Source organism: Bradyrhizobium sp. KZN70725 (assembly GCF_055264925.1).
Genome location: NZ_JBUYWT010000001.1, coordinates 40,528 through 64,937, shown reverse-complemented (window position 1 = coordinate 64,937; position 24,410 = coordinate 40,528). Strand labels below are relative to the sequence as shown.

Here is a 24,410-nt window from a genome sequence, read left to right as displayed (position 1 = left end):
AATTGATCGATCGACCCATGTCCACGGCTTCCACGGGCGGCGACGACACGGCACATTGCGACCGCGCGAATGGCTGGCGTAATCAACGGAGGGCGACGTGAAGAAGGCAATCGGTCTTGCAATGTTGTTCTTCGCCGTGGGCGCGCTGCCGCATGCGCATGCCGAGCCGGCGAAAGCAGGCGTCGAGAAGCTCTACATCCTCAACTGCGGTGAAGGCGTTGCAGGTGACATTTCACGCTGGTCGCCCGGCGTCAACGAAGGCAAGTCGATGGACTTCGTCGACAATTGCTACCTGATCAAGCATGCCCAGGGCTGGTTCCTGTGGGACACCGGGATTCCCGACGCGGTGGCGGCGATGCCGGACGGCCTTGCGCCGGCTGATCCGAAGGCGATCACCTGGCGGCGGCCGAAGACGCTCGCCGCGCAGCTCGACCAGCTCGGCGTCAAGCCGACGGACATCAAGGCGATCGCCGTGTCGCACACCCATCCCGATCACATCGGCAATGTCGAGCTGTTCCCGGCGGCGATGCTGTATGTGCAGAAGGCGGAATATGAATGGCCCGGCACCAACAACGCGCCGCGCTTCAAGCCCGAGCATCCCGTGACGAAGCTGGAAGGCGACCGCGACGTATTCGGCGACGGCAGCGTCACCATCCTGTCGACGCCGGGCCATACGCCCGGCCACCAGTCGCTGCTGGTGAAGCTGCCGAACACAGGTGCGATCGTGCTGACCGGCGATGCCGTTCACTTCAGGGATAATTGGGACAATCGGCGCGCGCCGAGCATGAACGCCAGCAAGGAGCAGACGCTGGCCTCGATGCAGAAGATCGCCGATACGCTGACGAAAGAGAAGGCGCAGCTCTGGATCAACCACGACAAGGCGCAGCGCGACGGGCTGAAGCTGTCGCCGGAATTCTACGACTGAGCCGCCGTGGCGGTGTTCGCTTTCGACCAGTTTCGAAAAATCTGCGCGGTCTCCTCGTCCATCGGAAAGAAGCTCTCGATGCGCAGCTCCTGCAGCGTGACGTCCTGCGGCGTCCCCAGCGTCGCGATCGTGGTGAACAGCTGCAGGCTGACGTCGCCCTTGCGGAACAGCATCGGCAGCACCGGTCCGGATGCGGGACTTGCCGGCGCGGCCAACGCGGCCTCGACACCGTCATAGGCCAGCAGGCGCTTGAGCAATTCCGCCGTCGCAGTGGTGCCGTCGGCGGCGGCATCGGCCTCGACGCTGCGGACGAAGTAGCCGGCAACCTCGGTCCAGTTGGTGAGATAGGGGCGCAACACACCGGGCGCGACCAGCGCATCGGCGAGGTTGACCGCCGTGCCTGGCGCCAGCGGCCCGACCAGGAATTCCACCAGTTGGCTTGCGCCTGCATTGGCGAGCAGCAGATTCCAGTGCCGGTCGACCACGACCGCCGGGAAGGGCTCCTGCTGTGCCAGGATGAAATCGAGCGCGTAGCGGATCTGGGCGAGCTCCGGCGCGGCGAGGTCGGTTTGCCGCCAGACCGGCGCGAAGCCGGCCGCCACCAAGAGCGCGTTCTGCTGGCGCAACGGCACGTCGAGCGCCGCGGCAAGCCGGATCACCATGTCGCGGCTCGGCGCGGCGCGGCCGAGCTCGAGAAAGCTGAGATGCCGCTGGGAGATATCCGCGCGCCCGGCGAGCTCGAGTTGCGAGTGCCCCTTGCGCTGCCGCCACCAGCGCAGGCTGGCCGAAAAATCGCGCTGCTGCGACATGAATACCTGTGAAGTAGTTGCCGGAATGATCTCGCCGGGCAAGATGCCACAAGCGAACCGAAAACGCATGGGGATCGGGATGGGCGAATGGATCGGCGTTGCGATTGCACTGGTCTCGAGCTGCCTCGGCGGCACCGCCGCGGCGATCACCCGTTACCTGGCGGGCAATGCCGACCCGATCACGCTGGCGATCCTGCGCTGGGTGATCGGCTTTCTCTGTGTGCTGCCCGCCGCGGTCCTGCTCGGGGCGAAGTGGCCGCGGCGTGACGACTTGCCGGCGGTCGCGGCGCTCGGCGTCGCCTTCTTCGGCGTGTTCTTCGTGCTTTATAATCTCGCGATGTCCTACACGACGGCGGCGCGCGCCAGCCTGGCGCTGGCGACCTTGCCGCTCTCGACGATGGTGGTCGGCGCCTTGCTCGGCTTCGAGCCGCTGACGATGCGCAAATCGATCGGGGTCTCGATCGCGGTGCTCGGCGCGGCGGCGGCGCTGGCATCCGGGCTGGCGGCGGCGCCAGTGGGCGCATGGCGCGGCGAACTGATCATGGCCGCCGCAGTGCTCTGCATGGCCTTCTACAACGTGCTGTCGCGGCCGTTCATCCGCCGCTCCAGCGCGCTCGGCTTCCTTGCCGTCGGCATGGGCGCCGGCGCGGCCGCGCTGGTGGCGGTGGGATCGTTCACCGGCAGCCTGGCGACGCTGCGCGAGTTCGGCACGTCGCAATGGATCGCGGGGCTCTATCTCGGCATAGCCGGCGGCGCGCTGGCTTTCATCCTGTGGGTGCTGGCGCTCGAGCGGGCCTCGCCGACCCGCGTCGCCAACACCATGACGGTCAATCCGATCGCCGCCGCGCTGCTTGCGAAGCAATTGGTCGGCGAGCCGATCACGGCCAATCTGGTCGTCGGCCTGATCGCGGTCTTCGCCGGGATCTGGATCGCGACGTCGGAAACCAAATCGGTCTGATCAGCCGCGCGGCGCGGCAGGCGCGGCCGCCGGCGGGGCAGGCGAGTGCGTCGGCTTCAGCGTGCCGGCGTAGAACGACAGGACGAACACCAGGATAAGGCCGACAAGATAGACCCCATAGGATTGCGGCGGGGTGATCGCCCATTGCATGAGGCGTCGGATCGGGTTTGGCGGGCCAGCGTCGTTGTCCATGCGCTGTTGTGCGCGAAGGCCCGGACAAAAGGAAGCGGAATCGGCGCCATTCGGCGGCCGTGTTCCGCGCGAAATGGTGAGGCGGGCGGCCTTGCAATGCCGCATTGGCGTTCGCATCTGTCACGCGACGACCAACCCTTCCTCCCGCACCAATTGCCCGGCATAATCCAGCTTATGGAACTGACGCCCCGTTTGCGCCTCATGAATTGGCTGGTCCGCCAGGGTTTGACGGGCCTGCCGGAAAACGACCTGCTGCGCGGTTTCTGCGAGCGCTGCCGGGCCGCGGGCATGCCGCTGTCGCGGGCGATCGTCTTCATCGATACGCTGCATCCGATCTTCGAGGGACGCGGTTTCCGCTGGAACGACGGCGAGAGCAACGAGGCCGACATCTTCGAATACGGCTCGACCAGCACCGGCGAGGCCAGCCAGACCTGGCGGCGGTCGGCCTTCTATCACATGCTCGAAAACGGCCATGACGAGATAGTGATCGATCTCGCCGACACCTCGCACGATTTCTCGATGATCGGCGAGCTGGCGGAGAAGGGCCACAAGCATTTCGCCGCCTTCGTGCATCGCTTCGGCGAGGCCGGCACGATCGGCGAGATGGACTGCTTCTACTCCTACTACACCACCCGCCGCTCGGACGGGTTCGACGAGAACCATATGGCGGCGCTGCGCGACCTGGTGCCGGTGCTCGGGCTCGCGATCAAATCGGCTGCCCAGGTCGAGATCGCCCGCACGCTGGGGCGGGTCTATCTCGGCCGGGACACCGCGGAGCAGGTGCTGCGTGGACGCATGCAGCGCGGCATCACCGAGAAGATCAAGGCCGTGCTGTGGTACTCCGACGTGCGCGGCTCGACCGCGATCAGCGAGCGGATCGGCCCGGACGAGATCATTCCGTTCCTCAACGATTATGCGCAGGCCTCGATCGATGCGATCCACGACGCAGGCGGCGAGGTGCTGAAGCTGATCGGCGACGGCGTGCTGGCGATGTTCACCGGCGAGAACGTGGCAGGCGCCAAGCGGGCCGCGCTGCGGGCCGAGCACAGAATCCGGCATAACATCCGCGTGCTGAACGACCGCCGCGAGAACGAGGGCCGGCCGACCACCACGGCCTATGTCGGGCTCCATGTCGGCCAGGTCTTCTACGGCAATATCGGCAGCGAGGACCGGCTGGATTTCACGGTGGTCGGACCGGCCGTCAACGAGGTCAGCCGGATCGCCTCGATGTGCGCCTCGGTCGATCGGGAGCTGTTGACCTCGACCGATTTCCGCACCGGGCTCGACGCCGCCGGCCGCAACTATCTGGTCTCCACCGGCCGCTTCGTGCTGCGCGGCATCGGCCATGCGCAGGATCTCTACACGCTGGATCCGGCGATTGCCGCCGACGAGGTCGTCGGCGGCAAATACGAGCGGTACTTGGCGAGCTAGGGTCTCTCCACCGTCGTTGCGAGCGCAGCGAAGCAATCCATTCCTCCACAGGTGGCGACATGGATTGCTTCGCTGCGCTCGCAATGACGGCTGAGAAGACCCGGGATCAGCACCGCGCGGGTTCGCCGACCATGTCGGGCTGCCGCGTCAGCGCCACCGCGGGCGACATCAGGATCACCAGCGCCTGGGCGGCGAAGATCGCGGCCGCGAGATAGAGGCAGGCTTCGGCGCCGTAGAGGCCGCCGACGATGGCGCCGAGCGCGGAGCCGAGCGGGCGCGCGCCGTAACTCATGATGTTGATCGCCGAGACGCGCCCGAGCAGCGAGGGCGGCGTCACCGACTGCCGCAGCGTGGTGGTCGAGATCACCCACAGGATCGGCCCGACGCCGAGCAGGAAGAAGCTGAGGCCGGCGAGCAGCGGCGTCGCAAACCAGGTCGTCAGCGCCATCACGGCCGCGGCGACGAAGCCGGTAACCGGGCCGAGCCCGATCACGGTGCCGAACGCCAGCCGCTTCATCACGCGGGTCGCGAACAGCGCACCGACCACCATGCCGACGCCGTACATCGCAAGCGTGGTGCCGACGCCGGTGGCGCTGAGCCCGAGATGGCGCACCGCATAGGGCACGAACACGGCGAGCAGCAGGAACGACGCGGTGTTGAAGATGAACTGGGTGATGAACACCGGCCGCAGCAAGGCGTGGTGCATTACGAAGGCGGCGCCTTCCTTGATGTCCTGCAACGGATGGCGCCGCGGGGCAGGCTGCCGCGCCGGCTCGTAGATGCCGGCGAGCAGCACGACCGCGATGGCCGACAATGCCGCGGCGAAGCCGAATGCGGGCGCGGCACCGACCCAGCCGACCAGCACGCCGCCGAGCGCGGGGCCGCTGGCGAACGCGACGGTACGCGCGAGCTCGATGCGGGCGTTCGCCGCCGGCAATTGCTGTGACGTCACCAGCGAGGGGACCAGCGCCGGCGCAGCGACGCTATAGGCGACCGTGCCGCAGACCGCGATGAAGCCGAGCAAAGCGAGCAGCGGCAGCGTCATCGCGCCCAGCCACAGCAACAGCAGGATCGCGGCAAGCGCGGCCGCGCGCAGCGCTTCGGAGCCCGCCATCACCCAGCGCCGCGACACGCGGTCGGCGAGCAGGCCGGCGGGAATCGCAAACAGGATGAAGGGCAGCGTCAGTGCGGTCTGCAACAGGCCGGTCTGGCCTTCGCCGACGCCGAGCAGCAGCACGGCGACGATGGGCGCAGCCGCAAGCGCAACCTGTTCGGCGGATTGCGCGGCGAGATTGGACCAGGCCAGGCGGTTGAAGGTGGCTGGCAGGCGAGGCGTATCGGCGGACATGACGGAATCCTTGATCATTCGACTGCCCGGTAGTGTGTGGTTGGAAGAGGCCCGATCCCACCCGTTTCCCGATAACGCCAAAAGCAGAAGCCCGCCGAAGGGGATCGGCGGGCTCTTCCAGAGTCAGACTTGGCTGAAAGCTGTCACTGCGGTTTGGGAGCAGGCGCCAGTTGGCCCGTAATGGTGCCGACCAGCGCGGTTGGCGCGCTTTCGATGCCCACCGTCGGTGTTTCGGTGACCTCGGCCTTGCGCTGCGCCAGCGCGCTGGTCAGGCTGGTGAGTGCGTCGGAGCCGGCGGGGAAGCCGGCCTCCGAGAGGATCTTGTCGATCATCGGCTTGAATGCGGAGACCGACAGCAGCTGCGCGGCGAGCCCGTCGCCGAGCCCGAGGCCGCCATTGCCGTTGGCGTGGCCGTTGGCGCCGCCGCGACCGAGCATGCTGCCGGTGTCGAAGATCCGGATGTCGGAAATCTTCTCGATCGGCTTCACCGCCTCGGCGAGCGCGCTCGGGATCACGTTGATCCGCGCGAGGTTGAGATCGTAGGCGATCATGTCGGCGCTCAGCTTGTTGCGCGCCTCCGCCTTCATCGTCGCGACCTCGGCTTCGGCCTGGCCGAGCGCCTTGACGCCGGCAGCGCGGGTGGTGGCAGCCGCCGCATCGGCCTTGGCGAGCACGTTGGTGGCTTCCGCCTTGTTGGCGGCGGCCTGGCGTTCCGCCTCGGCCATCACCGTGATCGGCATCGCGTCAGTCTCGGCCGCCTTGCGCGCCGCGATCACGTTGATGATCTTGTCGCGCTCGGCGATCTCGGTGGCGCGGGCGGTGGTGACCTTTTCCTCGGCGGCGATCGCAACGGCACGCGCGGTCTCGGCGATGGTCTGGGCCTCCGACTGCTCCTTGCTCTTGGCCGCGACCGCGATCGCGCTTTCCTGCGCGACGATCTGAAGGTCGCGCTCCATCTCGGTGTTGCGGCGCTTGACCGCGAGATCGGCCTCGATCTTGCGCGTGTCGCGGGCCTGGTTGGCCTCGGTCTGCTTGTTGGCGACCGCGAGCTCCTGCTGGATGCGGTATTCGGCCTCGTTCTGCAGCGCGGTCTGTTCGACCTGCGCCGTCTGCGCGCGCATCGCGGCGGTCTTGTTGGCGATGTCGCGCTGCTGGGCGAGCTCGGCCTCGCGCTTGGTGCTTTCGATCGTCAGCGTGGTCTGCCGCGCCACCAGATCCTGCTGGGCGATGTTGACCTCGGTGGTGCGGACGATCTGGTTGCGCTCCTGCTCACGCTCCTTGGTGATCTTGGTCAGCGTGGTGAGACCATGCGCATCGAAGAAATTGCTCGGGTTGAAGTGCTTGATGTCGCTCTGGTCGAGCTTCGTCAGCGACACCGATTCAAGCTCGAGACCGTTGTTCTGGATGTCGGCGCCGACCGCGTCCTGCACCGCCTTGACGAAGGTGGCGCGCTGCTCCTGCAATTCCTCGAGGTTCATGGTCGCGGCGACCGAGCGCAGGCCGTCGACGAACTTGGCCTCGACCAGCTCGCGCAGCTCGGCCGCGTCATTGGTGCGGTTGCCGAGGGTCTGCGCCGCGAGCGCGATCGACGACGCGTCGGGTTTGACGCGCAGATAGAACTCGGCGCCGATATCGACGCGCATGCGGTCCTTGGTGATCAGCGAGTCCGGGCCGCCGCGCGCGACCTCGAGCCGTAGCGTTTTCAAGTTCACCGCGGCGGTGGAGTGGAAGATCGGCAGCACGAGCGAGCCGCCGTCGAGCACCACCTTCTGGCCGCCGAGGCCGGTGCGGACATAGGCCTCATCGCGCGTCGAGCGCTTGTAGAGCTTTGCGAACAGGAGACCGATAACGAGGATGACGATGACGCCAATAACGACGGGTACAGCAAGTTCCCACATGTGTTATGCCCTGTTGGAAGATCGTTGTTGTTCGACGAGGTCGGCTGGAGCGGCAATCGCGATGAAGCCCTTGGCATCGCGATCGACCAGCAGCACGCTGGCGCCGACCGGCAATGCCTCGGACTCCGCGCTGGCACGCGCCGACACGGTGTGCCAGTTGCCGAAGACATCCTTGAGACGGACCCGGCCGGGCAGGCCCTGATCGAGCGGGCCGACCGACACGGTTGCGACCTTGCCGACAAAGTCGCTGTCGTTGACCGCATAGCTCTCGTCGCGCGGAATGACGCGGGCGAGGCCGCGGCTGGTATTTCTGATCACGGGGATGCTGCCTGCGGCAGCAACCACCGCGGCAAGCGAGACCGGGATGGCGGTGCCTGCGGCATGCGCCAGTCCCTGAAGCAGGAAGCCTCCGATCGAGAAGATGCCGAGGATCAGGATGATCAGGATCAGGAGGGGAAGCCGTCCGGCGTTGATCCAGAGAAACAGGCCACTGAGAGCATTGTGGCTCTCGGCCTCGACCGCGAAATCCTTGCCGATCAATTCGCTGATCGAAAGTCCGATCATGGTGCTGAGCAGTTCGATACCGCCAAGTGCCACCATGATCGCGGCCGCGACCGCGAAGGGCCGCACGTCGGGGGCGAGCAGAATGTCGCCAACTGCACTCATTTTTCTGACTTGATCCTTTCAAGCCGCGCCGCGATTTCCTTTTCGCGATGCAGGCGATCGAGTTCGTCAAGCTCCTTGTCGCCGAGCACGCTGGAGGCGGGAACACCGGTGACCCGGGCGATCGCCGCCATGGCGCGCTCAGCACTCCATGTATTGGTCGTCGATGGGCCCCGGCTGGTTTCGTCCTGGGCCTCGCGGATCAGGCTTTGTTCGAGATCGGCCAAGCGCGTCTCCGCCTCGCGGCGCGCGCCGAGCATGGCCTGCAGCGCCTTGGTCTGCTCGTCGATTTCGAGTTCGATGAAATCCATCGCGCGTTCCAGCGCGATCACCTGCGACTCCAGATCAATTTGCCGTGCAACGCCGGCGCGCGCGAGATCCTCGCGATTTTCCGCAAGTGCGAGACGAATCTTTTCGTTCAGATTGGTCGTTTCGGTATCCAGTTCTTCGCGCCGCTTCTTCAGGCGGAATTCTTCGGCGCGCGACTTGCCGAGCGCGTAGCGCGCTTCGTCGGCGCCGGCGTCGATCTCGCGGATCGCCTGTTTGACCAGCGCGACCTTGTTGTTGTTCTCGACATTGTCGATGGTCTGGCTCGCGATGGCGGCAAGAAGCCGGCCCATGCGCGCAAGGATGCCTTCGTGAAGCATGGTCTTCTCCTCCGGTTGTGCTGATTTCGATTTGACGGCGATGTGGATTTCGTAGCCGCGTCCATCCGAGATCAAATGCGCCGGGAAGGGGCTTTCCCAGCCTGAGACATATCCCGGCACATCGAACGGCACCAAGACGCGTCCGCTAACAGTGCTAATGGTCAGTGAAGTTGGGCCCTTGATCGCAAACAACTTGTCGTCGAGCGGTATCCGGCGGACGGCGGCGCCTGCGATGTAATTGGCACGGTCGCGCAGGCCGAGCGTCACCAGCCGTGCGGGGAGGCCGGTCTCCTTGCGGATCTTCTCGTAGGCCTGGGCGTGCAGCGAGACGAGGTTGGCGCCGACGGGGGCGACCTCGGCGAGGATCGCCATCATCCGGTCATAGGCCGCAAAGGTCGCCTCGATCGCCTCGATGCCTGAAGGGTCAGGGGCGAGGGCGTAACGCAGGGTTGCGGTGGGCGTCTCGACGGGCAGCTTAATCATGCATCTAACGTAAAGCGCTTCCTTAGTGCTTTACAAGGAGGGCGGTGGTATCATTTTCGTGAGCCTAGATGCAGTTGCAAATGAGTTGCAATAACGGGACAGATCGGCCATCCTTGTCGGATGGATGCTCGGACCCCTGAACTGTCTTCCGTTTCGGTTCCCAATGCAGTGCCAAGTGGCTGGCGGGGCGATGCCGGACATGTGCGCAGCCTGCCTGAGGTGAACGCGACCGTCGCGGTGCCGTCAGGCGGCCTGTGGTGGCGGCGGCTGCTGGCCTTCGCCGGGCCGGGCTATCTGGTTTCGGTCGGCTATATGGACCCCGGCAACTGGGCCACCGACCTCGCGGGCGGATCGAAGTTTGGCTACACGTTGCTGTCGGTCATCCTGCTCTCCAACCTGATGGCGATCCTGCTGCAGGCGCTTGCCGCGCGGCTTGGCATCGCCACCGACCGCGACCTGGCGCAGGCCTGCCGCGCGACCTACTCGCGCCCGGTGAATTTGCTGCTGTGGCTCGCCTGCGAGGCCGCGATCATCGCCTGCGACCTCGCCGAGGTGATCGGCACCGCGATCGCGCTCAAGCTGCTGTTCGGCATTCCCCTGATCGGCGGCGCGCTGCTGGCGGCGCTGGATGCGTTCCTGCTGCTGCTCCTGATGAATCGCGGCTTCCGCTTCCTCGAGGCCTTCGTCATCGCGCTCTTGATCGTCATCGCGGTCTGCTTCGTCGTCCAGATCGCGGCCGCCGCGCCGCCGGTGGCCGCCGTGCTCGGCGGCTTCATCCCGTCGCGCGAGATCGTCACCAATCCGGAGATGCTGTACATCGCGATCGGCATCATCGGCGCCACCGTGATGCCGCATAATCTCTATCTGCACTCCTCGATCGTGCAGACCCGCGCCTACCCGCGCACCGAGGAGGGACGGCGCGACGCGATCAAATGGGCGACCACCGATTCCACCATCGCGCTGATGCTGGCGCTGTTCGTCAATGCCGCGATCCTGGTGCTGGCGGCCGCGACCTTTCACAAGAGCGGCCATTCCGATGTCGCCGAGATCGACCAGGCGTTCGAACTGCTGTCGCCGCTGCTCGGCCTCGGCATCGCCTCGACGCTGTTTGCCGTGGCGCTGCTCGCCTCCGGCCTCAACTCGACGGTGACGGCGACGCTGGCCGGCCAGATCGTGATGCAGGGCTTCCTCGACCTCAAGCTGCCCGACTGGCTGCAGCGGCTGGTGACCCGCGGCATCGCGATCGTCCCTGTCATCGTGGTCGCCGCGCTCTATGGCGAGAGCGGCACGGCGCAGCTGCTGGTGTTCAGCCAGGTCGTGCTGTCGATGCAGCTGCCGTTCGCGGTGATCCCGCTGGTGCGGTTCGTGTCCGACAAACGCAAGATGGGCGCGTTCGCGATCTCACGCCCCGTCGCGGTGGCGGCGTGGATCGTCGCAGGGTTGATCGTGATCCTGAACGTGAAGCTGCTGATCGATACGTTCTTCGGCAGCTAGTCCTGCGGCTCGGCGAGCACCTCGCCTGATGCGTCGACGCGCAGCCAGCCCGACGGCGCGAGCCGCTGCTGCGGCAGGAAGCGGCCCTTGTAGTCCATCTTCTTGGAGCCCTCGATCCAGTACCCGAGATAGACGTAAGGAAGGCCCTGCCGGCGGGCGCGGGCGATGTGGTCGAGGATCATGAAGGTACCGAGCGAGCGGGCCTCCAGCCCGGGCTCGAAGAACGAATAAACCATCGACAGCCCGTCGCTGAGCACGTCGGTCAGCGCCACCGCCATCAGCTCGTCGCCGCGGCCGGTGATGGCGCTGTCGCCATTGCGCTTGCGGTACTCGATGATCCGGGTCTCGACATGGCTGTCCTCGACCATCATGGCGTAGTCGAGCACGGTCATGTCGGCCATCCCGCCATTGCGGTGGCGGCGGTCGAGATAGGCGCGGAAGACCGAATATTGCTCCGAGGTCGGCACCGCGGTGCGCTGCTCGCCGATGATGTCGGCGTTGCGGGCCAGCACCTTGCGGAAGTTGCGGGAGGGGCGGAATTCGTTGGCGATCACCCGGACCGAGACGCAGGCCCGGCACTGGTCGCAGGCTGGGCGGTAGGCGATCGACTGGCTGCGGCGGAAGCCGCCATGGGTCAGCAAGTCGTTGAGATCGCCCGCTTTGTCGCCGACCAGGTGCGTGAAAACCTTCCGCTCATGTCGGCCCGGCAAATACGGGCAAGGCGAGGGCGCCGTCAAATAGAACTGGGGAGTATCACGCGAATGCTGGGTCACGTCAGATCGTCGGGCTCCACAAACAATACAGGCAGCCGAGTGAGCATCGCCCCCCTGAGGCTAACGGTCAATTGGTTTAGGCGGGCCTAATAGGAGGTCCGCGCGGCCGGGGCGACGGGGGTCCGGACCGAGCTGTTGATAATGACGGTTCCGAGGACGATGTCGTGCAGCAGCCGGCGGCGGCCGTTGAGCAGCCCGATCAGGAGCACTAGCGGCGACAGGAACGAGATCGTCACCCAGAACAGCACCGCATGGGTGGCGCCGAGCACGAAATAGCCGCGCGCACCGTACCAGGTCCGCAGTTCCAGATCCATCATGCGCATGCCGATGGTGGCCGAGTGCTGCCCGCCGATCGAGGCGCCGTAGTAGACGATCGCCCAGACGATCGAGGCCGGCGAGACCAGCCAGAACAGCGCCCAGCCGAGACCGAGCGTGACGAGGCCGAACACCGCGATGAAAATCACCGCCAGGATCACCGGCACCGACAGCACGAACAGGTCGATCAGGAACGCAAAGACACGTCGCGTCAGCACGCCGCGGAACAGGTCCGGCTGCATCATTGGGTCGAACGCATGCGGAGGAACGCCGCCGTCGTTGCGCCAGGCCTCGTTGCGCCAGGTGCCGCCGTCATTGCCGTAAGACATGACCAACCTCCGATGAAGTCCCGCGCAGGACATGGGAACAGGAGGCGCATTCGCCAAGCCTGCGCGAACATTAACTAGCCGAAATAATCCGGCGATTCGGGGGCTGGATTGAGCGGTTCTACCTTCACGCCGTCATTGCGAGCGGAGCGAAGCGATCCACTTGTCGCAATAACGGGCGGCGGCCGTCAGCTCTCCGCCTTGATCTTTTCGGCGGCCTTCGGCGCGAAATAGGTGAGGATGCCGTCGGCGCCGGCGCGCTTGAAGCCGACCAGGCTCTCCATCATCGCGCGCTCGCCGTCGATCCAGCCATTGGCGGCGGCGCCCGCGATCATCGCGTACTCGCCGGACACCTGGTACACGAAGGTCGGCATCGCGAAATGGTCCTTCACGCGGCGGACGATGTCGAGATAGGGCATGCCCGGCTTCACCATCACCATGTCGGCGCCCTCGGCGATGTCGAGCTCGACCTCGCGCAGCGCCTCGTCGGAATTGGCGCTGTCCATCTGGTAGGTGCGCTTGTCGCCGGTCAGCGTCTTGGCCGAGCCGATCGCGTCGCGGAACGGGCCGTAGAAGGCGGAGGCGTATTTCGCCGCATAGGACATGATCTGCACGTCGCCGAAGCCGTTGTCGTCGAGCGCCTCGCGGATCGCGCCGATCCGGCCGTCCATCATGTCCGACGGCGCGATCACGTCGCAGCCGGCCTCGGCCTGGGTCAGCGCCTGCTTCACCAGCACCGCGACTGTCTCGTCGTTGAGGATCCTGCCGTCCTCGATCAGCCCGTCATGGCCATGGCTGGTGAAGGGATCGAGCGCGACGTCGCAGAGCACGCCGATGTCGGGAAACTCCTTCTTGATCGCGCGCACCGCCTGGCAGACCAGATTGTCGGGGTTGAGCGCCTCCGAGCCCTGCTCGTCGCGCAGCGACGGCTCGGTGAACGGGAAAAGCGCGATGCAGGGAATGTTGAGCCTTGCCGCGCGCTCGGCGTCGCGGACGATCTGGTCGACGGTGAGCCGGTCGACGCCGGGCATCGAGGCCACCGGCGTGCGGGTGTTGTGGCCATCGACCACGAACATCGGCCAGATCAGGTCATTGCTGGTCAGCACGTTCTCGCGCACCAGGCGTCGGGCCCATTCCGACTTGCGGTTGCGCCGCATCCGGATCGTGAGGTCGAGCGAGGGGGAGGCGAGGGCATCGCTCTGCCGCCGGGGCGCATCACGCAGTTCAATCGGGCGCCCGAATTTGATCGCCATGTCTTCTTCTCCTCGACGGACGGCATTCTGGACCTGATAAGGTCTGGACCTGATATAAGTCCGTTTCTAGCACCTGTCAGGGCCGCCGTCATTGCGCCGCTATTGCATCCGTGGCGCCCTTGATTTGCCGCAACGGCAATTGATTTTGCGTCCCCGGCGGGCCAAGACTGCGCCCATGAACCCCATTTTGCAGCCGCTCTGCGGCGATTCGGATGTCTGACACCTCTGCACGCGATCAGGCGCGGGACAATGCCATCTCGGTGAGCGCGATCTCGTCCGACCGGATCGAGCCGGACGACAATGCGTGGACGCGGCGCCTCGTCATCTTCCTGCGCATCATGGCCGTCGTCTCGGTCGCCAAGGGCCTCTATCACTGGGCCCAGGTGACCGGCTTCGTCGGCGGCGAGGAGGAGGCCTTCGAGAACCAGTCGATGGCCTGGCAGACCGCCACGATCTATTTCGCCGTCATCGAGCTCGTCGCCGCCGTCGGGCTCTGGCTCGCGACGCCCTGGGGCGCCGTGGTGTGGCTGACCACCGTGGTGTCGATGGCGGTCATCGAGCTGATGTTTCCCGGCATCTATGGCGGCAGTCTCACCGTGGTCGGGCTCGAGGCGCTGATGCTCGCCGCCTATCTCGCGCTGGCCTGGATGTCGGCGCGCGAACGCCCGCCATAGGCCGGCGTGCAGCGATGGCCTGATGCACTGTTGCCCCGTGGCGACAGCGCCACGAATAGCCGGCCGCGGCCGGCAATATTTGCCAGCCGTGCGCGCAACGAGAAGACAGCTCTGCTGGTTCTGATAGGTGGGTGCCGACAGATCGCATCCGTTTGAGACACTCCCTTGCGGGACCGTCTCTACGGGACCTGCCGTCGGGGCCCATTTCACCGGACCTCGGCGCGTGTGCCGGCCGGCTTTGCGCGGGCCGACGGCGGAACCGGTCTGGCCCCCACAACAGATCGGCACCGCTGCGCGCATCGCGTGCACGTCCCGCCGCTGCACTCCGATAAAATTTTCAAAGAATTTTCCGGTAACCGATCGGTCACCGTAAAGGGTTCCCTCATACCCGTTACGCCACCGTTTCGAATTCAGACGATGCTGTTTCCGAATGTGACAGGGCAGGCAGACGAAGCGTGAACAAGGGTCCGCCACCGTCAATGAAAAGTTGCGAAAAGCCTTTGATCCATGGGCTTAATCCACGATTCACTGTCTTAAATTCATGATCTCTTTATTCTCTTATTTAAGCGGATATTCAAACGGCCCCCTTACGTTGGACCTATCAGGCGGGACACAAGTTTCGTCGAATAAAGTCGATAAAAACGACAAACAGGGGAAGTGTCATGATGAAAGCCGTTGCGACAACGGCGGCGGATGCCGCTGATCGCGCTACCGGTCAAGCTCCGGTGCAGCCGCTCTATCTCGAAGCCCTGACTTTGGTGGAGCGGCTGCATCGCCGGCTCCTCGACGTCATCAAGGACGAATTCGATCGTCGTGGCCGCGCCGACATCAACTCGGTGCAGGCGCTGCTCCTGTACAACATCGGCGACAAGGAGTTGACCGCCGGCGAGCTGCGCACCCGCGGCTACTATCTCGGCTCCAACGTCTCCTACAATCTGAAGAAGCTCGTCGAGCTCGGCTTCCTCGATCATCAGCGCTCGCGCGTCGATCGCCGCTCGGTCCGCATCCGGCTGACCCCGCAGGGCCAGGAGGTCCGCAAGATCGTCGACGCACTCTATCAGAAGCACGTCAAGACGGTGGAGCAGGTCGGCGGCATCTCGAACGAGGAGTTCGCGAGCCTCAACAAGTCGCTGCATCGCCTCGAGCGGTTCTGGACCGACCAGATCCTGTATCGCCTCTGAGCCTTCCCGTTTTCGCCTGATGGCCAAGCCGGCCGCGCGAGAAGACCGGCAGCCTTCCTTCAGTCCAGCCTTGCTCCGGTCCAACCTTGCTCCAGTCAACGCATCGGTCATGCCCGGCCGATGCGTTTTTCATGCTGCACCTGCGAAAATAAATGGGCCCCGGCGAGGAACCAAGGCGTTCCCTGCGGCTTATCCGTTAGCCAACGGAGAGGCAGGGATATGTTGCTCGAACGCGGGATTGAGGTGCTGAATGTCGAGGTCGTCGGTGACGCCTACGCGATCGCCTCGAACTATCTGCGCAAATCCGGCGCCATCGCCGACAATTTCGCCACCAATGAGCGCCTGCTCGGCATCATCGTGAAGCTGTTCCAGCGCGGTGAGATGAACCGCCTCCGCCTCGCCAACAAGGCGATCGCGAAGTTCGAGGCCGAGACGCTGGTGGTCGCCTGAGCGTCAACCCGGAGACTTCAATGGAAGCCGCTATCGATCGGATCATGCAGACGTATGATCTGCTGCTCAACCGCACGCCCGCTGCGAGCGACGAAGCGCGGGCGAAGGTGACAGAGTACGTGCAGACGCTGTTCGACGCCGGCGAGCGCGATCCGCATCGGTTGACGGTGTGCGGGCTGACCTATCTGCGCCAGCTCGACGGTAGTACCGACCACGTGAAGGCCGGCTATACCGGGCTGTAGCGGCGCGCCTGGCTTCGCGGTCTGATTCCGCGTCGTCGGCAAGGCTTCCTCGGCGGCGATTTGCTTTGCTCGCAACGACGCGATGACGGTGCAGGTTCCTCGCGCACGATCGTCGTCCTGAAAGCAGGACCTATAACCACCGCATTTGGCGATGAGCGGGATCGCGGCCCCAGCGTCGCGCAACAATAGTGATTTGGGGTAATGGGTCCTGGCTTTCGCCAGGACGACACTGAGTTTGTCGTAACTCAAAACTGAAATGGAGCAACCGAAACCGCCAACTTTCCGTCGCTCGATTTCTGCACGGTGAATTCGACTTCCTTGGAAGCCTTGATGTCGCCCACGGAAACCGAGATGCCGCCGCTGCATTGCAATGTTCGCTTGTCCTCACTTGCCGAGGTCGTGACGATCTTTTCACCGAGGAGGTATTGTGGATTTGCGTTTTCCGCAGTGGGCTTCGCCGTCGATTCCCTGGCGGCGAAATTGACAAGCGGATTGCGGTGATCGTTGGAGATGGTCTGGAGCACGGCCTTCCGGGTTTCGATTGAATCGCACTCGAGTTGATCGCCGCAACCACCCAGAACAACCAGAACCGGAAACCCCAGAAACCAAAGCAGTCGTGACGGCATGCCAAGTGACTTCTGTGGGATGGATGGTTTCCGACAACCGACCCAACGGAGCATGGTTCCTGCGCTCGCGCTCGGCGCGGCCGCTCCGGCTGCGGCTTGCGATCTTGCCAACCGGCCACTATCGAAGGGAACGCTAATCTTGCCGCTCCGTTGGTCCTCGATTGCTTGCGAGGACCCGATCATGCGCGCAACCGTCCTATTCGCTGTCCTGGCGTTCGTCCTGGCGTTCGGCGTTGCAGGACTGGCAAGTGTGAGCCCAGCCAGCGCCCGGGATTATCGCTGGTGCGTGCAGGGGCGCGGCGTCGGCTATCCCGGCGATTGCATGTACCAAACCCGCGCCCAGTGTCTCGCGTCAGCTTCCGGAAGGAACGTGACCTGCGGGATCAATCCTCGTGCCGCATATGGGCAGCAGCGGCGGGGATATCGCGACCGCTATTGATTGTCGCGCCGATGGCGCGCGCGAGGCGGTTGGGGAAGGGCGCACCCTAAGGGTGATGCGGTTAGCCGGGGCCGCTTTTTGAGCCTGCCGTTTTGAAACCTCTCCTGCCCTATGGATAGGTGTGGCCTTTCTGAGCAACGCGCACAGCCAGTGGCGTGCGGGGAAGATCCCCAAACTCGGACGAGTCGTAGTCTCGGCCTTCAGGTGTCACGATGTGGATGTCGTAACACTGCGACCGTGAAAGCTCTTTTGCCTTGCGTAGAGCTGCTTCGGCCGTGCCACGACGGTGCACGATCTCTCCAAACTTGCACCTAGCTTTTACGGTGAAGCTCATCTTTCTTCTTTTTCTTGTTTCGTTTGACGACCTCGGCCTGAGCCCGGAACGCTTGGGCGAGACTCTTCATTTGCTCGGCCGCGAATTCGTCAGCCGTCCGCACCGCCGCCTGCTCGGCGGTCTTGGCCTGTTTCTTCAGGTCCTTGGCCATGCCCATGCCCTGTAACGTCCATGCCGTTTCGCCAGTTCCATCCGTCTGATCTCATTGACGCGAAGCTGGCAGGAACTTTTTAGGCTTCCCGGGCTTTTTGATTTTGCTTTTGGGGCAGCCAAACGTCAGCGTTGGAGAGAGGAGCCATGAAGCGACGACGCCGGGTTAGGCAGATTTTCCCTCTTGAAAAACGCCTCGCCCAAGAAGCCGAACGGCTACGTCAACGGGCCAAGAACCTTCCTCCCTGTCGAGAGCGAGAGACCCTGTTGAGGCAGGCGCGGCATGACGAAACCACCGCCAATTTGGCGGCGTGGCTACTGTCTCAAGGTCCGCGGGCACCCATCTAGGAGGACGCTCAATGCATACAAACCACCACCATATCGACGGTGTGGAGATTGCCTTTGTCAGCGCTGCGACCGTGTCGCTTGTGGCTCTCATCGCCTCCATGGCCTGGCTTTTGCTAGGGTGAAATTCCGAACCAGGGCTCCGATCCGAGACCTTCGATCGGGATCGTAAGGCGGAGCCCATGGAATGAAAGATCTTCTCCAGCGTGACCAATGAGCCAAAGACTGCGCCGGTCACAGCGAGGAAGACAGCGAAATAGTAGATCAGATACATAAGGCAACGTCTCCCGGATGCGTACCAAGCCTCCGGATAACGGACGCGTCCTTTGATGGTTCGAAGGCACGCGGGTGGTTTTGCGGCCTTCGCGCGAGGCGAGCGGCGGGCATCACGAGCGGATTTGCTCTCCCGCCGCCATGAATCGCTCACGCCGCGCGTGACGACCGATCGGAATCGTCGAGCAACCGGCCTAGTATCCGGCGTTCTTCCTCGATCCTCCGTCGATAGCGTTCGCGCTCTTGTTCCGAGGTCGCGCTATCCAGCAGGAATTGATAGTGACCGATGACTTTTTCGCTGCCTCTTATGAGCAGTTGTTGCAGCCCATTCATGGCGCGATCTCCTCGCAAGCTGCGCGATCGAACGAGGAGGGAAGGGATGGAATGTCGGCCGCGAGGCCTTGCATTGCCGTGGTTTCTTCGGACAGCCGTCTTTCGATGAATTCGCGCTCGAGGTCGGAGAGCTGGGTCTGCAGCAATCGCCGATACCGATGAATATTGTTGCGATGAGCGCGCAACTGTTCAAGCCGGTGGTCGAACAGTTCTGAGCTCCGGCGCCTTGCCTGTCCAAATCTTGACCGCCAGCGTCCCTCGAGGCGGTCGATGACCTGCTTCGGTAGCCTGATGTCTGTCATCTCGCGCTCCTATGCAGCCAGGCAGCGGTCGACGGAGCGCAGGCGGGCAGGCCGGCCGCCTGGCGGATGGTGCGGATCGCTGTCGAGCGCGCGAAGCGCTTCGAGGATGTCGCTGACAGGAACGGGCGCTTTGAGCCCCTTGGGTGCGCGCAAAGCGGGATTGGACGCTACAGCGCTGGCGTCCGAGGCCCAGGATGCCAGGAGAGCGCGTTTCTCGGCCAGGCTCAGGCGAGAATCCCGCACCACATCGTGCGGGACCTCATATTGGTGGTGATCGCCAATCGGCAGATGAAAGCCAATAACGTTATGAGCAGGCGCGGTCGTCGGCCGCATGGATACCTCCGTTCGAAAGACGAGTTGCTGAGAAGAGTGAGAAGACGAAGCCGCGACCTGTTCGTCGGACGCGGCTTCGCCGGTTCAATCAGGCGGCGACGTTTTCGAGCTGTCGGGGCGCCGTGTTCGATGCCGCGTTGATCGCGATGCGTCGCGGCTTCATCGCCTCCGGCACTTCGCGCGCCAGCTCGATCCTGAGAAGCCCGTTGTCGAACGCCGCGCTCTTGACCTCGACGTAGTCGGCCAGGCTGAACTGGCGCTTGAATCTGCGCGTCGAGATGCCCTGATAGATGTATTCGCGCTCGGCCTTCTCGACCTTGACGCCTTGGACAGTCAGAACGTTCTGCTCTGCCGTGACGGAAATCTCATCCGGCGCAAAACCGGCGATCGCGAGCACGATCTGATAGCTGTCTTCGGACAGCCGTTCGATGTTGTAGGGCGGGTAGTGATCTTCGCCGGCCCGGTGGGCTGCTTCGGCGAGATCAAAGAGCCGGTCGAATCCGATGGTCGACCGGAACAGGGGAGAGAAGTCGTATGTGCGCATAGCCAAATCCTCCATAGAGCAAGATGGATATGAACGGCACCGGACACGACCGGTGCCCGTCTCGCCTGGCCCCGAGGGGCGACCAGGCCCCAGCCTCCGCGTTGGGGGCTGGCGCGAAAGAAAATAAAAACCGGAGATATCGTGTCAAGAACCCGGCCGAAAAATTTTTGCGGTTGATTCTCCGCGTCAGAACCGCGGCTGAAGCGGCGGCGGATCAGCGCCGCTCGAGGGAGGCCTGTTGCAGACAAGACATGCCGGTGGAAAATTAGGTCGCCGATTTACATAGGCTAATGCCGGAACCGCGGGGGCGTTGATCGATTGGACTGCCTGGCTCCAACAGCTCAGCCCCGGATCAGGCAACCGGCCCCAGCACCGGCCTCCAGGCCCCCAAAGGTGCTGGGGCCGTTTCGTTGCGCGACCCTGGTCCGTTCCGGCGAGCTTGGATAGGGCCGCCATCACTTGCGTGAATAGCGCCCCGTCTGCTCTGAGCGAGCAGACGGGGCGTCGATGCTACTTATTCTCCGGCTTCCAAGTCGTGCTGGCGCGATCGTATTTGAAACCAGGTGCGGCCTTCAGACTGTCCTTGGTCTCGTCGAGCGTAAGCCACCACTTGTCGTCTTTCTTTTGAGACTTGACGGCCGTGAACGGCACGATCACGTCCTTTTCGCCGGCGCCGAGGAAGCCGCCGACACCGACGACGAGACCGGTCACCTTGCCGGACTTGTCGACAAGCACGTCGTCGATCGTCCCGATCTTGGATTCCTTCGGGTCGTAGACATTCTGCTTGTAGTAGTTGGTGATGGTCGAACTGTCCGCCGGCGCGGCGGGCATGGTGGTTGCTGCATGCGCGGCGGTAGCGAACGCCGCAGCCATGATGCAGCCGATAGCCAACTTCTTCATAAGAGGTCTCCTTGCTTCAGTGCATATGGCCGATCAGGTAGATGCCGCCGCCGATGACGATGATCGCCGGCACGGCCCAAAGAATGATGACTGGCATGCGATCGCCTCCTAGTCCGAGGTACAGACCTTGACGCTCTTCATGCCGGTCTCGGCCTCGGAGCGCGTCTTGTAGACAGTGCCTGACGGGCTGACGACGGTGGTCGTCGTGTCGACGGGCTTCTTGTCGACGATCGTGCACTTCTTCGTCTTCACATCCTGGACGACGTAGAATTCATCCGCTGCGAATGCCGGCGAGACGAAAGCGGCAAGCAAAGATGCCGCGACAATGGTCTTAAACTTCATGTTCTCTCCTCCAATAGCCGTACCAATCGGCGGAGTTGGAACGGGAGAAAATGGCGAAGGTTCCTAGAACCGAACTTGCGTTGGCGAGCCGTGCCGAATCAAAGCAAGCGAAAAATGACCGGAGATGGTGCGGCGATTTGCAGCACTGGCTAGCTGCGCCCTCCGGCTTGCCGAAGGCTGTGGCGAATGGTCGCTAGGGACACGCAGACGCGAGATCGGCGAGCGATTCCTGACCCGAAGGGACCGCGCTGTCCGAGTGGCGATGCGATCACGTGACCGGATGCAGCCGGCGATCCGCAGGCTGCTTTCCGAAAATTCAGGAGGAAGCCCCATGATCTCGTCCCACATGCGCCTGTTCGGCGCGGTCGTCGCGCTGTTGCTCGGGGCGAGCGGTCCGGCGCCCGCGCAGCAGCTCGAGCTCAAGCTGATGGCGCCGGCGGCGCCGGGCGGCGGCTGGGATCAGACCGCGCGTTCGATGCAGCAGGCGCTGGTCGCGGCCGGCATCGCGCGCAGCGTCCAGGTCACCAACGTTCCTGGCGCCGGCGGCAGCGTTGGCATCGCGCAGTTCGTCAACGGCGCCAAGGGCGACGGCAACCAGATGATGGTGAACGGCTTCGTCATGGTGGGCGCACTCGCCATGAACAAGTCGCCGGTGACGCTGGATCAGGTGACGCCGATTGCGCGCCTCACCGAGGAGACCCAGGTCATCGTGGTGCCGGCGAACTCGCCGATCAAGACGGCGCAGGATCTTGCCGCCGCGGTGAAGGCCGATATCGCCAAGGTGACCTTTGCCGGCGGCTCGGCCGGCGGTGTCGACCATGTGATGGCAGCGCTGTTCGCGGGCACGGTCGGCGCCGACGCCAAGAAGATCAACTACATTCCGTTCTCGGGCGGCGGCGAGTCGCTTGCAGCCATTCTCGGCGGCAAGGTCACGGCCGGCATTTCCGGCCTCAGCGAATATGAAGGCCAGATCAAGGCCGGCAAGTTGCGCGCGCTCGGCGTGACGTCGGCGCAGCGTCTGCCCGGCGTCGACATCCCGACCTTCAAGGAGCAGGGCATCGATCTCGTGCTGGCCAATTGGCGCTCGGTGGTCGCTCCGCCCGGCATCACGCCGGAGCAGCGCAAGGTGCTGAGCGATGCGGTCGAGAAGATGGTGAAGTCCGATTCCTGGAAGGAGATCCTGAAGCAGAAGGGCTGGGATGACGCCTATCTCGGCGGCGACGCCTTCGCGGATTTCCTGAAGAAGGAGATCACGCGCGTGACCGAGGTGCTGAAGTCCGTCGGCCTCGTGAAGTCATGACGCCGGACGCGGCGTCTGAAAACCTCCGGCCGGCGCCGGCGCGCCGCGTCGATCGCGCCGGCGTGGCCATCGCGGCCGCGCTTGCCGGGCTTGCTGCGGTGCTGGTGTGGGACGCCAGCAAGCTGCCGTCGACCACGATGTACGGCATGGGGCCGGAGGCGATGCCGGTCGTCATCGCGATCGGCCTTGTCATCCTCGCGGTCGGCAATCTGATCGACGCGCTGCGCGGCAAGCTGCCGCCGCGCGAGAGCATGGATCCGAAACCGGTGTGGCTGATCATCGGGGGCCTGGCGCTCCTGATCGCCATCATCGGCTTTGGCGGCGGCTTCATCCTCGCCACCTCGGCGCTGTTCGTCACCACGTCGGCGGCGTTCGGCCGCCGCGCCGTCCTGGCCGACACCGCCATCGCGCTCGTGATCACGACGCTGATTTATCTCGCGTTCGACAAGCTGTTGACGCTGAGCCTTCCCGCCGGCCCGCTGGAGCGACTGCTGTGATGGACACTTTCGCCGCGCTGGCGCACGGCATGGCGGTCGCCATGCAGCCGATGAACCTGCTCTACGCCCTGATCGGCGTGTTCCTGGGCACCGCGGTCGGCGTGTTGCCGGGCATCGGACCGGCGCTGACGGTCGCGCTGCTGCTGCCGGTGACCTACAAGCTCGATCCCGGCGGCTCGCTGATCATGTTCGCCGGCATCTATTATGGCGGCATGTATGGCGGATCGACCACCGCGATCCTGATCAATACGCCGGGCGAGAGCGCGTCGATGGCGACCGCGCTCGAGGGCAACAAGATGGCCAAGGCCGGCCGCGGCGGCCCGGCGCTGGCGACCTCGGCGATCGGCTCGTTCGTGGCCGGCACCATCGCCACCATCGGCCTCGCATTCCTCGCGCCATGGCTGGTCGATTTCGCCGTGCGCTTCGGGCCGGAGGATTACTTCGCGCTGATGTGCGTCGCCTTCGTCACGGTGTCGGCGACCTTCGGCGACTCGCCGGTCCGCGGCCTCACCAGCCTGTTCATCGGCCTCACGCTCGGGCTGGTCGGCATCGACAAGCTGACCGGTCAGGCGCGGCTTGCCTTCGGCATCCCCGAACTGCTCGACGGCGTCGAGGTGACGACGCTCGCGGTCGGCCTGTTCGCGGTCGGCGAGGCGCTCTATGTCGCCTCGCGCCGGCATCACGCCGAGGAGAAGCTCGAGCCGGTGCGCGGCTCGCTGTGGATGACGCGGGAGGACTGGCGGCGGTCGTGGAAGCCGTGGCTGCGTGGCACGCTGTTCGGTTTTCCGATCGGGGCGCTGCCGGCCGGCGGGGCGGAGATCCCGACATTCCTGTCCTATTCCACCGAGCGGCGGCTGACCAAACATCCGGAGGAGTTCGGCAAGGGCGCGATCGAAGGCGTCGCAGGGCCGGAAGCGGCGAACAACGCGTCCGCCGCCGGCACGCTGGTGCCACTTTTGACGCTCGGGCTGCCGACCTCGGCAACGGCTGCAATGATGCTGGCGGGCTTCCAGCAATACGGCCTCAACCCGGGGCCGCTGTTGTTCGCGGAGCGGCCCGACCTGGTGTGGGGCCTGATCGCGAGCCTGTTCATCGCCAACGGCATGCTGCTGGTGCTCAATCTGCCGCTGGTCGGCCTTTGGGTGCGGCTGCTGGCGATCCCGCAGCCCTGGCTCTATGCCGGCATCCTGGTGTTCGCCACCATGGGCACGATCGCGGCGAAGCCGTCGGTCGTCGAGCTGTCGATGCTGGCGGCGTTCGGCGTCATGGGCTTTCTGATGCGCCGGTTCGACTTCCCGATCGCGCCCGTCGTGATCGGGCTGATCCTCGGGCCGATCGCCGAAAGCCAGTTGCGCCGCGCGCTGGCGATCAGCCTCGGCGATCCCATGGTGCTGCTGCAAAGCCCGATGTCGGCGACGCTGCTCGGCATCGCGCTGATCGCGCTGCTGGCGCCGTTCGTGCTCAAGGGATTGGGGCGATTCAAGGCGAACGAGGATTAGGACGCGACCAGACCGTAAAAGGCCCGCTCCGGGGCTCGCATTTCGGAGCGGGCCAGTCTGGGCACGGCAAATATCGCCGCGACGCAAAACCTAGCGTGACAAGCTGACACCACCCTGACGACAGCGAAAAA

General features: G+C 64.6%; 29 protein-coding genes. 12 read left to right on the top strand and 17 right to left on the bottom strand.

Annotated features, from left to right (window positions below; all coding sequences use genetic code 11):
• The first annotated feature begins 121 nt into the window (after nt 1–121).
• Nucleotides 122–925, top strand: coding sequence for an N-acyl homoserine lactonase family protein (locus tag ACZBJS_RS00355; protein ID WP_076834411.1), 804 nt, complete (start codon nt 122–124; stop codon nt 923–925).
• Here ACZBJS_RS00355 and ACZBJS_RS00350 read toward each other — a convergent pair.
• Entirely contained in the window at nt 916–1,734 is an 819-nt protein-coding gene (locus tag ACZBJS_RS00350) for a helix-turn-helix domain-containing protein (protein ID WP_076834395.1), read from the bottom strand. The genes ACZBJS_RS00355 and ACZBJS_RS00350 overlap by 10 nt on opposite strands.
• Nucleotides 1,735–1,813: 79 nt before the next feature.
• On the opposite strand from ACZBJS_RS00350, the gene ACZBJS_RS00345 reads away from it, so the two are divergent.
• A complete protein-coding gene (locus tag ACZBJS_RS00345; protein ID WP_076834393.1) occupies nt 1,814–2,692 on the top strand; it encodes a DMT family transporter in 879 nt (292 codons plus the stop codon).
• Here ACZBJS_RS00345 and ACZBJS_RS00340 read toward each other — a convergent pair whose 3' ends face one another.
• Nucleotides 2,693–2,842, bottom strand: coding sequence for a hypothetical protein (locus ACZBJS_RS00340; protein ID WP_309143527.1), 150 nt, complete (start codon nt 2,840–2,842; stop codon nt 2,693–2,695).
• Between the two features lie 216 nt (nt 2,843–3,058).
• On the opposite strand from ACZBJS_RS00340, the gene ACZBJS_RS00335 reads away from it, so the two are divergent.
• A complete protein-coding gene (locus tag ACZBJS_RS00335) occupies nt 3,059–4,315 on the top strand; it encodes an adenylate/guanylate cyclase domain-containing protein (protein WP_463438241.1) in 1,257 nt (418 codons plus the stop codon).
• A gap of 106 nt (nt 4,316–4,421) precedes the next feature.
• Here ACZBJS_RS00335 and ACZBJS_RS00330 read toward each other — a convergent pair whose 3' ends face one another.
• The 4 genes from ACZBJS_RS00330 to ACZBJS_RS00315 all read right to left on the bottom strand — a co-directional run bounded on the left by ACZBJS_RS00330 (nt 4,422) and on the right by ACZBJS_RS00315 (nt 9,354).
• Nucleotides 4,422–5,663, bottom strand: coding sequence for an MFS transporter (locus ACZBJS_RS00330; protein ID WP_076834409.1), 1,242 nt, complete (start codon nt 5,661–5,663; stop codon nt 4,422–4,424).
• Nucleotides 5,664–5,806: 143 nt separating this feature from the next.
• On the bottom strand, nt 5,807–7,561 hold the full coding sequence (locus ACZBJS_RS00325) for a flotillin family protein (protein ID WP_141342651.1): 1,755 nt from the start codon (nt 7,559–7,561) through the stop codon (nt 5,807–5,809).
• A gap of 3 nt (nt 7,562–7,564) precedes the next feature.
• On the bottom strand, nt 7,565–8,227 hold the full coding sequence (locus ACZBJS_RS00320; RefSeq protein WP_076834388.1) for an OB-fold-containig protein: 663 nt from the start codon (nt 8,225–8,227) through the stop codon (nt 7,565–7,567).
• The gene (locus tag ACZBJS_RS00315; protein WP_253623801.1) at nt 8,224–9,354 is read right to left on the bottom strand and encodes a PspA/IM30 family protein; all 1,131 of its coding nucleotides are present in this window, start codon (nt 9,352–9,354) and stop codon (nt 8,224–8,226) included. Before ACZBJS_RS00315 ends, ACZBJS_RS00320 begins: the two co-directional genes overlap by 4 nt.
• Before the next feature lie 120 nt (nt 9,355–9,474).
• Here ACZBJS_RS00315 and ACZBJS_RS00310 point away from each other — a divergent pair, with 120 nt between their 5' ends.
• Entirely contained in the window at nt 9,475–10,848 is a 1,374-nt protein-coding gene (locus ACZBJS_RS00310; RefSeq protein ID WP_076834384.1) for an Nramp family divalent metal transporter, read from the top strand.
• Here ACZBJS_RS00310 and ACZBJS_RS00305 read toward each other — a convergent pair.
• The 3 genes from ACZBJS_RS00305 to hemB form a co-directional block, all read right to left on the bottom strand.
• Nucleotides 10,845–11,621: an arginyltransferase gene (locus tag ACZBJS_RS00305; RefSeq protein WP_076834382.1), complete on the bottom strand. Its 777-nt coding sequence runs from the start codon at nt 11,619–11,621 to the stop codon at nt 10,845–10,847. The two genes, ACZBJS_RS00310 and ACZBJS_RS00305, sit on opposite strands and share 4 nt — an antisense overlap.
• Nucleotides 11,622–11,707: 86 nt before the next feature.
• Nucleotides 11,708–12,265: an RDD family protein gene (locus tag ACZBJS_RS00300; RefSeq protein WP_057020739.1), complete on the bottom strand. Its 558-nt coding sequence runs from the start codon at nt 12,263–12,265 to the stop codon at nt 11,708–11,710.
• A 185-nt stretch (nt 12,266–12,450) separates the two neighbouring features.
• A complete protein-coding gene (gene hemB / locus ACZBJS_RS00295; RefSeq protein WP_076834380.1) occupies nt 12,451–13,515 on the bottom strand; it encodes a porphobilinogen synthase in 1,065 nt (354 codons plus the stop codon).
• Between the two features lie 212 nt (nt 13,516–13,727).
• Between hemB and ACZBJS_RS00290 the strand changes: the two genes are divergently transcribed.
• The 4 genes from ACZBJS_RS00290 (at nt 13,728) to ACZBJS_RS00275 (ending at nt 16,062) form a co-directional block, all read left to right on the top strand.
• Complete coding sequence (locus tag ACZBJS_RS00290; RefSeq protein WP_016845013.1) at nt 13,728–14,189, top strand: DUF6163 family protein; 462 nt, start codon at nt 13,728–13,730, stop codon at nt 14,187–14,189.
• A gap of 662 nt (nt 14,190–14,851) precedes the next feature.
• Nucleotides 14,852–15,370 (top strand): transcriptional regulator LdtR, encoded by a 519-nt coding sequence (gene ldtR, locus ACZBJS_RS00285; RefSeq protein WP_018271925.1) that lies wholly within the window; start codon nt 14,852–14,854, stop codon nt 15,368–15,370.
• 219 nt (nt 15,371–15,589) lie between these two features.
• The gene (locus tag ACZBJS_RS00280) at nt 15,590–15,820 is read left to right on the top strand and encodes a hypothetical protein (protein WP_141342653.1); all 231 of its coding nucleotides are present in this window, start codon (nt 15,590–15,592) and stop codon (nt 15,818–15,820) included.
• A 20-nt stretch (nt 15,821–15,840) separates the two neighbouring features.
• A complete protein-coding gene (locus ACZBJS_RS00275; protein ID WP_016845010.1) occupies nt 15,841–16,062 on the top strand; it encodes a hypothetical protein in 222 nt (73 codons plus the stop codon).
• Between the two features lie 245 nt (nt 16,063–16,307).
• On the opposite strand, the gene ACZBJS_RS00270 is transcribed toward ACZBJS_RS00275, so the two are convergent.
• Nucleotides 16,308–16,688 (bottom strand): hypothetical protein, encoded by a 381-nt coding sequence (locus tag ACZBJS_RS00270; RefSeq protein ID WP_141341081.1) that lies wholly within the window; start codon nt 16,686–16,688, stop codon nt 16,308–16,310.
• On the opposite strand from ACZBJS_RS00270, the gene ACZBJS_RS00265 reads away from it, so the two are divergent.
• A complete protein-coding gene (locus ACZBJS_RS00265; RefSeq protein ID WP_410469696.1) occupies nt 16,687–17,127 on the top strand; it encodes a DUF3551 domain-containing protein in 441 nt (146 codons plus the stop codon). The genes ACZBJS_RS00270 and ACZBJS_RS00265 overlap by 2 nt on opposite strands.
• A 311-nt stretch (nt 17,128–17,438) precedes the next feature.
• Here the strand turns inward: ACZBJS_RS00265 and ACZBJS_RS00260 are convergent, their stop codons facing one another.
• From ACZBJS_RS00260 to ACZBJS_RS00230, 7 genes are all read right to left on the bottom strand, one after another.
• Nucleotides 17,439–17,612: a hypothetical protein gene (locus tag ACZBJS_RS00260; protein WP_225158918.1), complete on the bottom strand. Its 174-nt coding sequence runs from the start codon at nt 17,610–17,612 to the stop codon at nt 17,439–17,441.
• 767 nt (nt 17,613–18,379) lie between these two features.
• Complete coding sequence (locus ACZBJS_RS00255) at nt 18,380–18,562, bottom strand: hypothetical protein (protein WP_057020734.1); 183 nt, start codon at nt 18,560–18,562, stop codon at nt 18,380–18,382.
• Nucleotides 18,559–18,864: a hypothetical protein gene (locus tag ACZBJS_RS00250; RefSeq protein ID WP_310885883.1), complete on the bottom strand. Its 306-nt coding sequence runs from the start codon at nt 18,862–18,864 to the stop codon at nt 18,559–18,561. The genes ACZBJS_RS00255 and ACZBJS_RS00250 overlap by 4 nt, the downstream gene beginning before the upstream one ends.
• 9 nt (nt 18,865–18,873) lie before the next feature.
• Nucleotides 18,874–19,197, bottom strand: coding sequence for a hypothetical protein (locus ACZBJS_RS00245; RefSeq protein WP_092078022.1), 324 nt, complete (start codon nt 19,195–19,197; stop codon nt 18,874–18,876).
• An 88-nt stretch (nt 19,198–19,285) separates the two neighbouring features.
• Entirely contained in the window at nt 19,286–19,741 is a 456-nt protein-coding gene (locus tag ACZBJS_RS00240) for an Hsp20 family protein (protein WP_310885884.1), read from the bottom strand.
• A gap of 510 nt (nt 19,742–20,251) precedes the next feature.
• The gene (locus ACZBJS_RS00235; RefSeq protein WP_028340955.1) at nt 20,252–20,641 is read right to left on the bottom strand and encodes a PRC-barrel domain-containing protein; all 390 of its coding nucleotides are present in this window, start codon (nt 20,639–20,641) and stop codon (nt 20,252–20,254) included.
• A gap of 108 nt (nt 20,642–20,749) precedes the next feature.
• Complete coding sequence (locus tag ACZBJS_RS00230; RefSeq protein WP_057020731.1) at nt 20,750–20,983, bottom strand: hypothetical protein; 234 nt, start codon at nt 20,981–20,983, stop codon at nt 20,750–20,752.
• Nucleotides 20,984–21,314: 331 nt separating this feature from the next.
• On the opposite strand from ACZBJS_RS00230, the gene ACZBJS_RS00225 reads away from it, so the two are divergent.
• Genes ACZBJS_RS00225 through ACZBJS_RS00215 form a run of 3 tightly spaced genes read left to right on the top strand, consistent with a single transcriptional unit; the run spans nt 21,315 to nt 24,279 of the window.
• Nucleotides 21,315–22,283 (top strand): Bug family tripartite tricarboxylate transporter substrate binding protein, encoded by a 969-nt coding sequence (locus ACZBJS_RS00225; protein WP_253590078.1) that lies wholly within the window; start codon nt 21,315–21,317, stop codon nt 22,281–22,283.
• Nucleotides 22,280–22,780, top strand: coding sequence for a tripartite tricarboxylate transporter TctB family protein (locus ACZBJS_RS00220; RefSeq protein ID WP_316394980.1), 501 nt, complete (start codon nt 22,280–22,282; stop codon nt 22,778–22,780). Before ACZBJS_RS00225 ends, ACZBJS_RS00220 begins: the two co-directional genes overlap by 4 nt.
• Nucleotides 22,780–24,279 carry a tripartite tricarboxylate transporter permease gene (locus tag ACZBJS_RS00215; protein WP_057020728.1) on the top strand — a complete coding sequence of 500 codons (1,500 nt, stop codon included), beginning with the start codon at nt 22,780–22,782 and terminating at the stop codon, nt 24,277–24,279. Before ACZBJS_RS00220 ends, ACZBJS_RS00215 begins: the two co-directional genes overlap by 1 nt.
• Nucleotides 24,280–24,410 lie beyond the last annotated feature (131 nt).

Coding starts and splice junctions, on each gene's coding strand:
- ACZBJS_RS00355 (WP_076834411.1), top strand. CDS start 122: ATGTTGTTCTTCGCCGTGGGCGCGCTGCCGCATGCGCATGCCGAGCCG.
- ACZBJS_RS00350 (WP_076834395.1), bottom strand. CDS start 1,734: ATGTCGCAGCAGCGCGATTTTTCGGCCAGCCTGCGCTGGTGGCGGCAG.
- ACZBJS_RS00345 (WP_076834393.1), top strand. CDS start 1,814: ATGGGCGAATGGATCGGCGTTGCGATTGCACTGGTCTCGAGCTGCCTC.
- ACZBJS_RS00340 (WP_309143527.1), bottom strand. CDS start 2,842: ATGCAATGGGCGATCACCCCGCCGCAATCCTATGGGGTCTATCTTGTC.
- ACZBJS_RS00335 (WP_463438241.1), top strand. CDS start 3,059: ATGGAACTGACGCCCCGTTTGCGCCTCATGAATTGGCTGGTCCGCCAG.
- ACZBJS_RS00330 (WP_076834409.1), bottom strand. CDS start 5,663: ATGTCCGCCGATACGCCTCGCCTGCCAGCCACCTTCAACCGCCTGGCC.
- ACZBJS_RS00325 (WP_141342651.1), bottom strand. CDS start 7,561: ATGTGGGAACTTGCTGTACCCGTCGTTATTGGCGTCATCGTCATCCTC.
- ACZBJS_RS00320 (WP_076834388.1), bottom strand. CDS start 8,227: ATGAGTGCAGTTGGCGACATTCTGCTCGCCCCCGACGTGCGGCCCTTC.
- ACZBJS_RS00315 (WP_253623801.1), bottom strand. CDS start 9,354: ATGATTAAGCTGCCCGTCGAGACGCCCACCGCAACCCTGCGTTACGCC.
- ACZBJS_RS00310 (WP_076834384.1), top strand. CDS start 9,475: ATGGATGCTCGGACCCCTGAACTGTCTTCCGTTTCGGTTCCCAATGCA.
- ACZBJS_RS00300 (WP_057020739.1), bottom strand. CDS start 12,265: ATGTCTTACGGCAATGACGGCGGCACCTGGCGCAACGAGGCCTGGCGC.
- hemB (WP_076834380.1), bottom strand. CDS start 13,515: ATGGCGATCAAATTCGGGCGCCCGATTGAACTGCGTGATGCGCCCCGG.
- ACZBJS_RS00290 (WP_016845013.1), top strand. CDS start 13,728: ATGTCTGACACCTCTGCACGCGATCAGGCGCGGGACAATGCCATCTCG.
- ldtR (WP_018271925.1), top strand. CDS start 14,852: ATGATGAAAGCCGTTGCGACAACGGCGGCGGATGCCGCTGATCGCGCT.
- ACZBJS_RS00280 (WP_141342653.1), top strand. CDS start 15,590: ATGTTGCTCGAACGCGGGATTGAGGTGCTGAATGTCGAGGTCGTCGGT.
- ACZBJS_RS00275 (WP_016845010.1), top strand. CDS start 15,841: ATGGAAGCCGCTATCGATCGGATCATGCAGACGTATGATCTGCTGCTC.
- ACZBJS_RS00265 (WP_410469696.1), top strand. CDS start 16,687: ATGCCAAGTGACTTCTGTGGGATGGATGGTTTCCGACAACCGACCCAA.
- ACZBJS_RS00270 (WP_141341081.1), bottom strand. CDS start 16,688: ATGCCGTCACGACTGCTTTGGTTTCTGGGGTTTCCGGTTCTGGTTGTT.
- ACZBJS_RS00260 (WP_225158918.1), bottom strand. CDS start 17,612: ATGGCCAAGGACCTGAAGAAACAGGCCAAGACCGCCGAGCAGGCGGCG.
- ACZBJS_RS00255 (WP_057020734.1), bottom strand. CDS start 18,562: ATGAATGGGCTGCAACAACTGCTCATAAGAGGCAGCGAAAAAGTCATC.
- ACZBJS_RS00250 (WP_310885883.1), bottom strand. CDS start 18,864: ATGACAGACATCAGGCTACCGAAGCAGGTCATCGACCGCCTCGAGGGA.
- ACZBJS_RS00245 (WP_092078022.1), bottom strand. CDS start 19,197: ATGCGGCCGACGACCGCGCCTGCTCATAACGTTATTGGCTTTCATCTG.
- ACZBJS_RS00240 (WP_310885884.1), bottom strand. CDS start 19,741: ATGCGCACATACGACTTCTCTCCCCTGTTCCGGTCGACCATCGGATTC.
- ACZBJS_RS00235 (WP_028340955.1), bottom strand. CDS start 20,641: ATGAAGAAGTTGGCTATCGGCTGCATCATGGCTGCGGCGTTCGCTACC.
- ACZBJS_RS00230 (WP_057020731.1), bottom strand. CDS start 20,983: ATGAAGTTTAAGACCATTGTCGCGGCATCTTTGCTTGCCGCTTTCGTC.
- ACZBJS_RS00225 (WP_253590078.1), top strand. CDS start 21,315: ATGATCTCGTCCCACATGCGCCTGTTCGGCGCGGTCGTCGCGCTGTTG.
- ACZBJS_RS00220 (WP_316394980.1), top strand. CDS start 22,280: ATGACGCCGGACGCGGCGTCTGAAAACCTCCGGCCGGCGCCGGCGCGC.
- ACZBJS_RS00215 (WP_057020728.1), top strand. CDS start 22,780: ATGGACACTTTCGCCGCGCTGGCGCACGGCATGGCGGTCGCCATGCAG.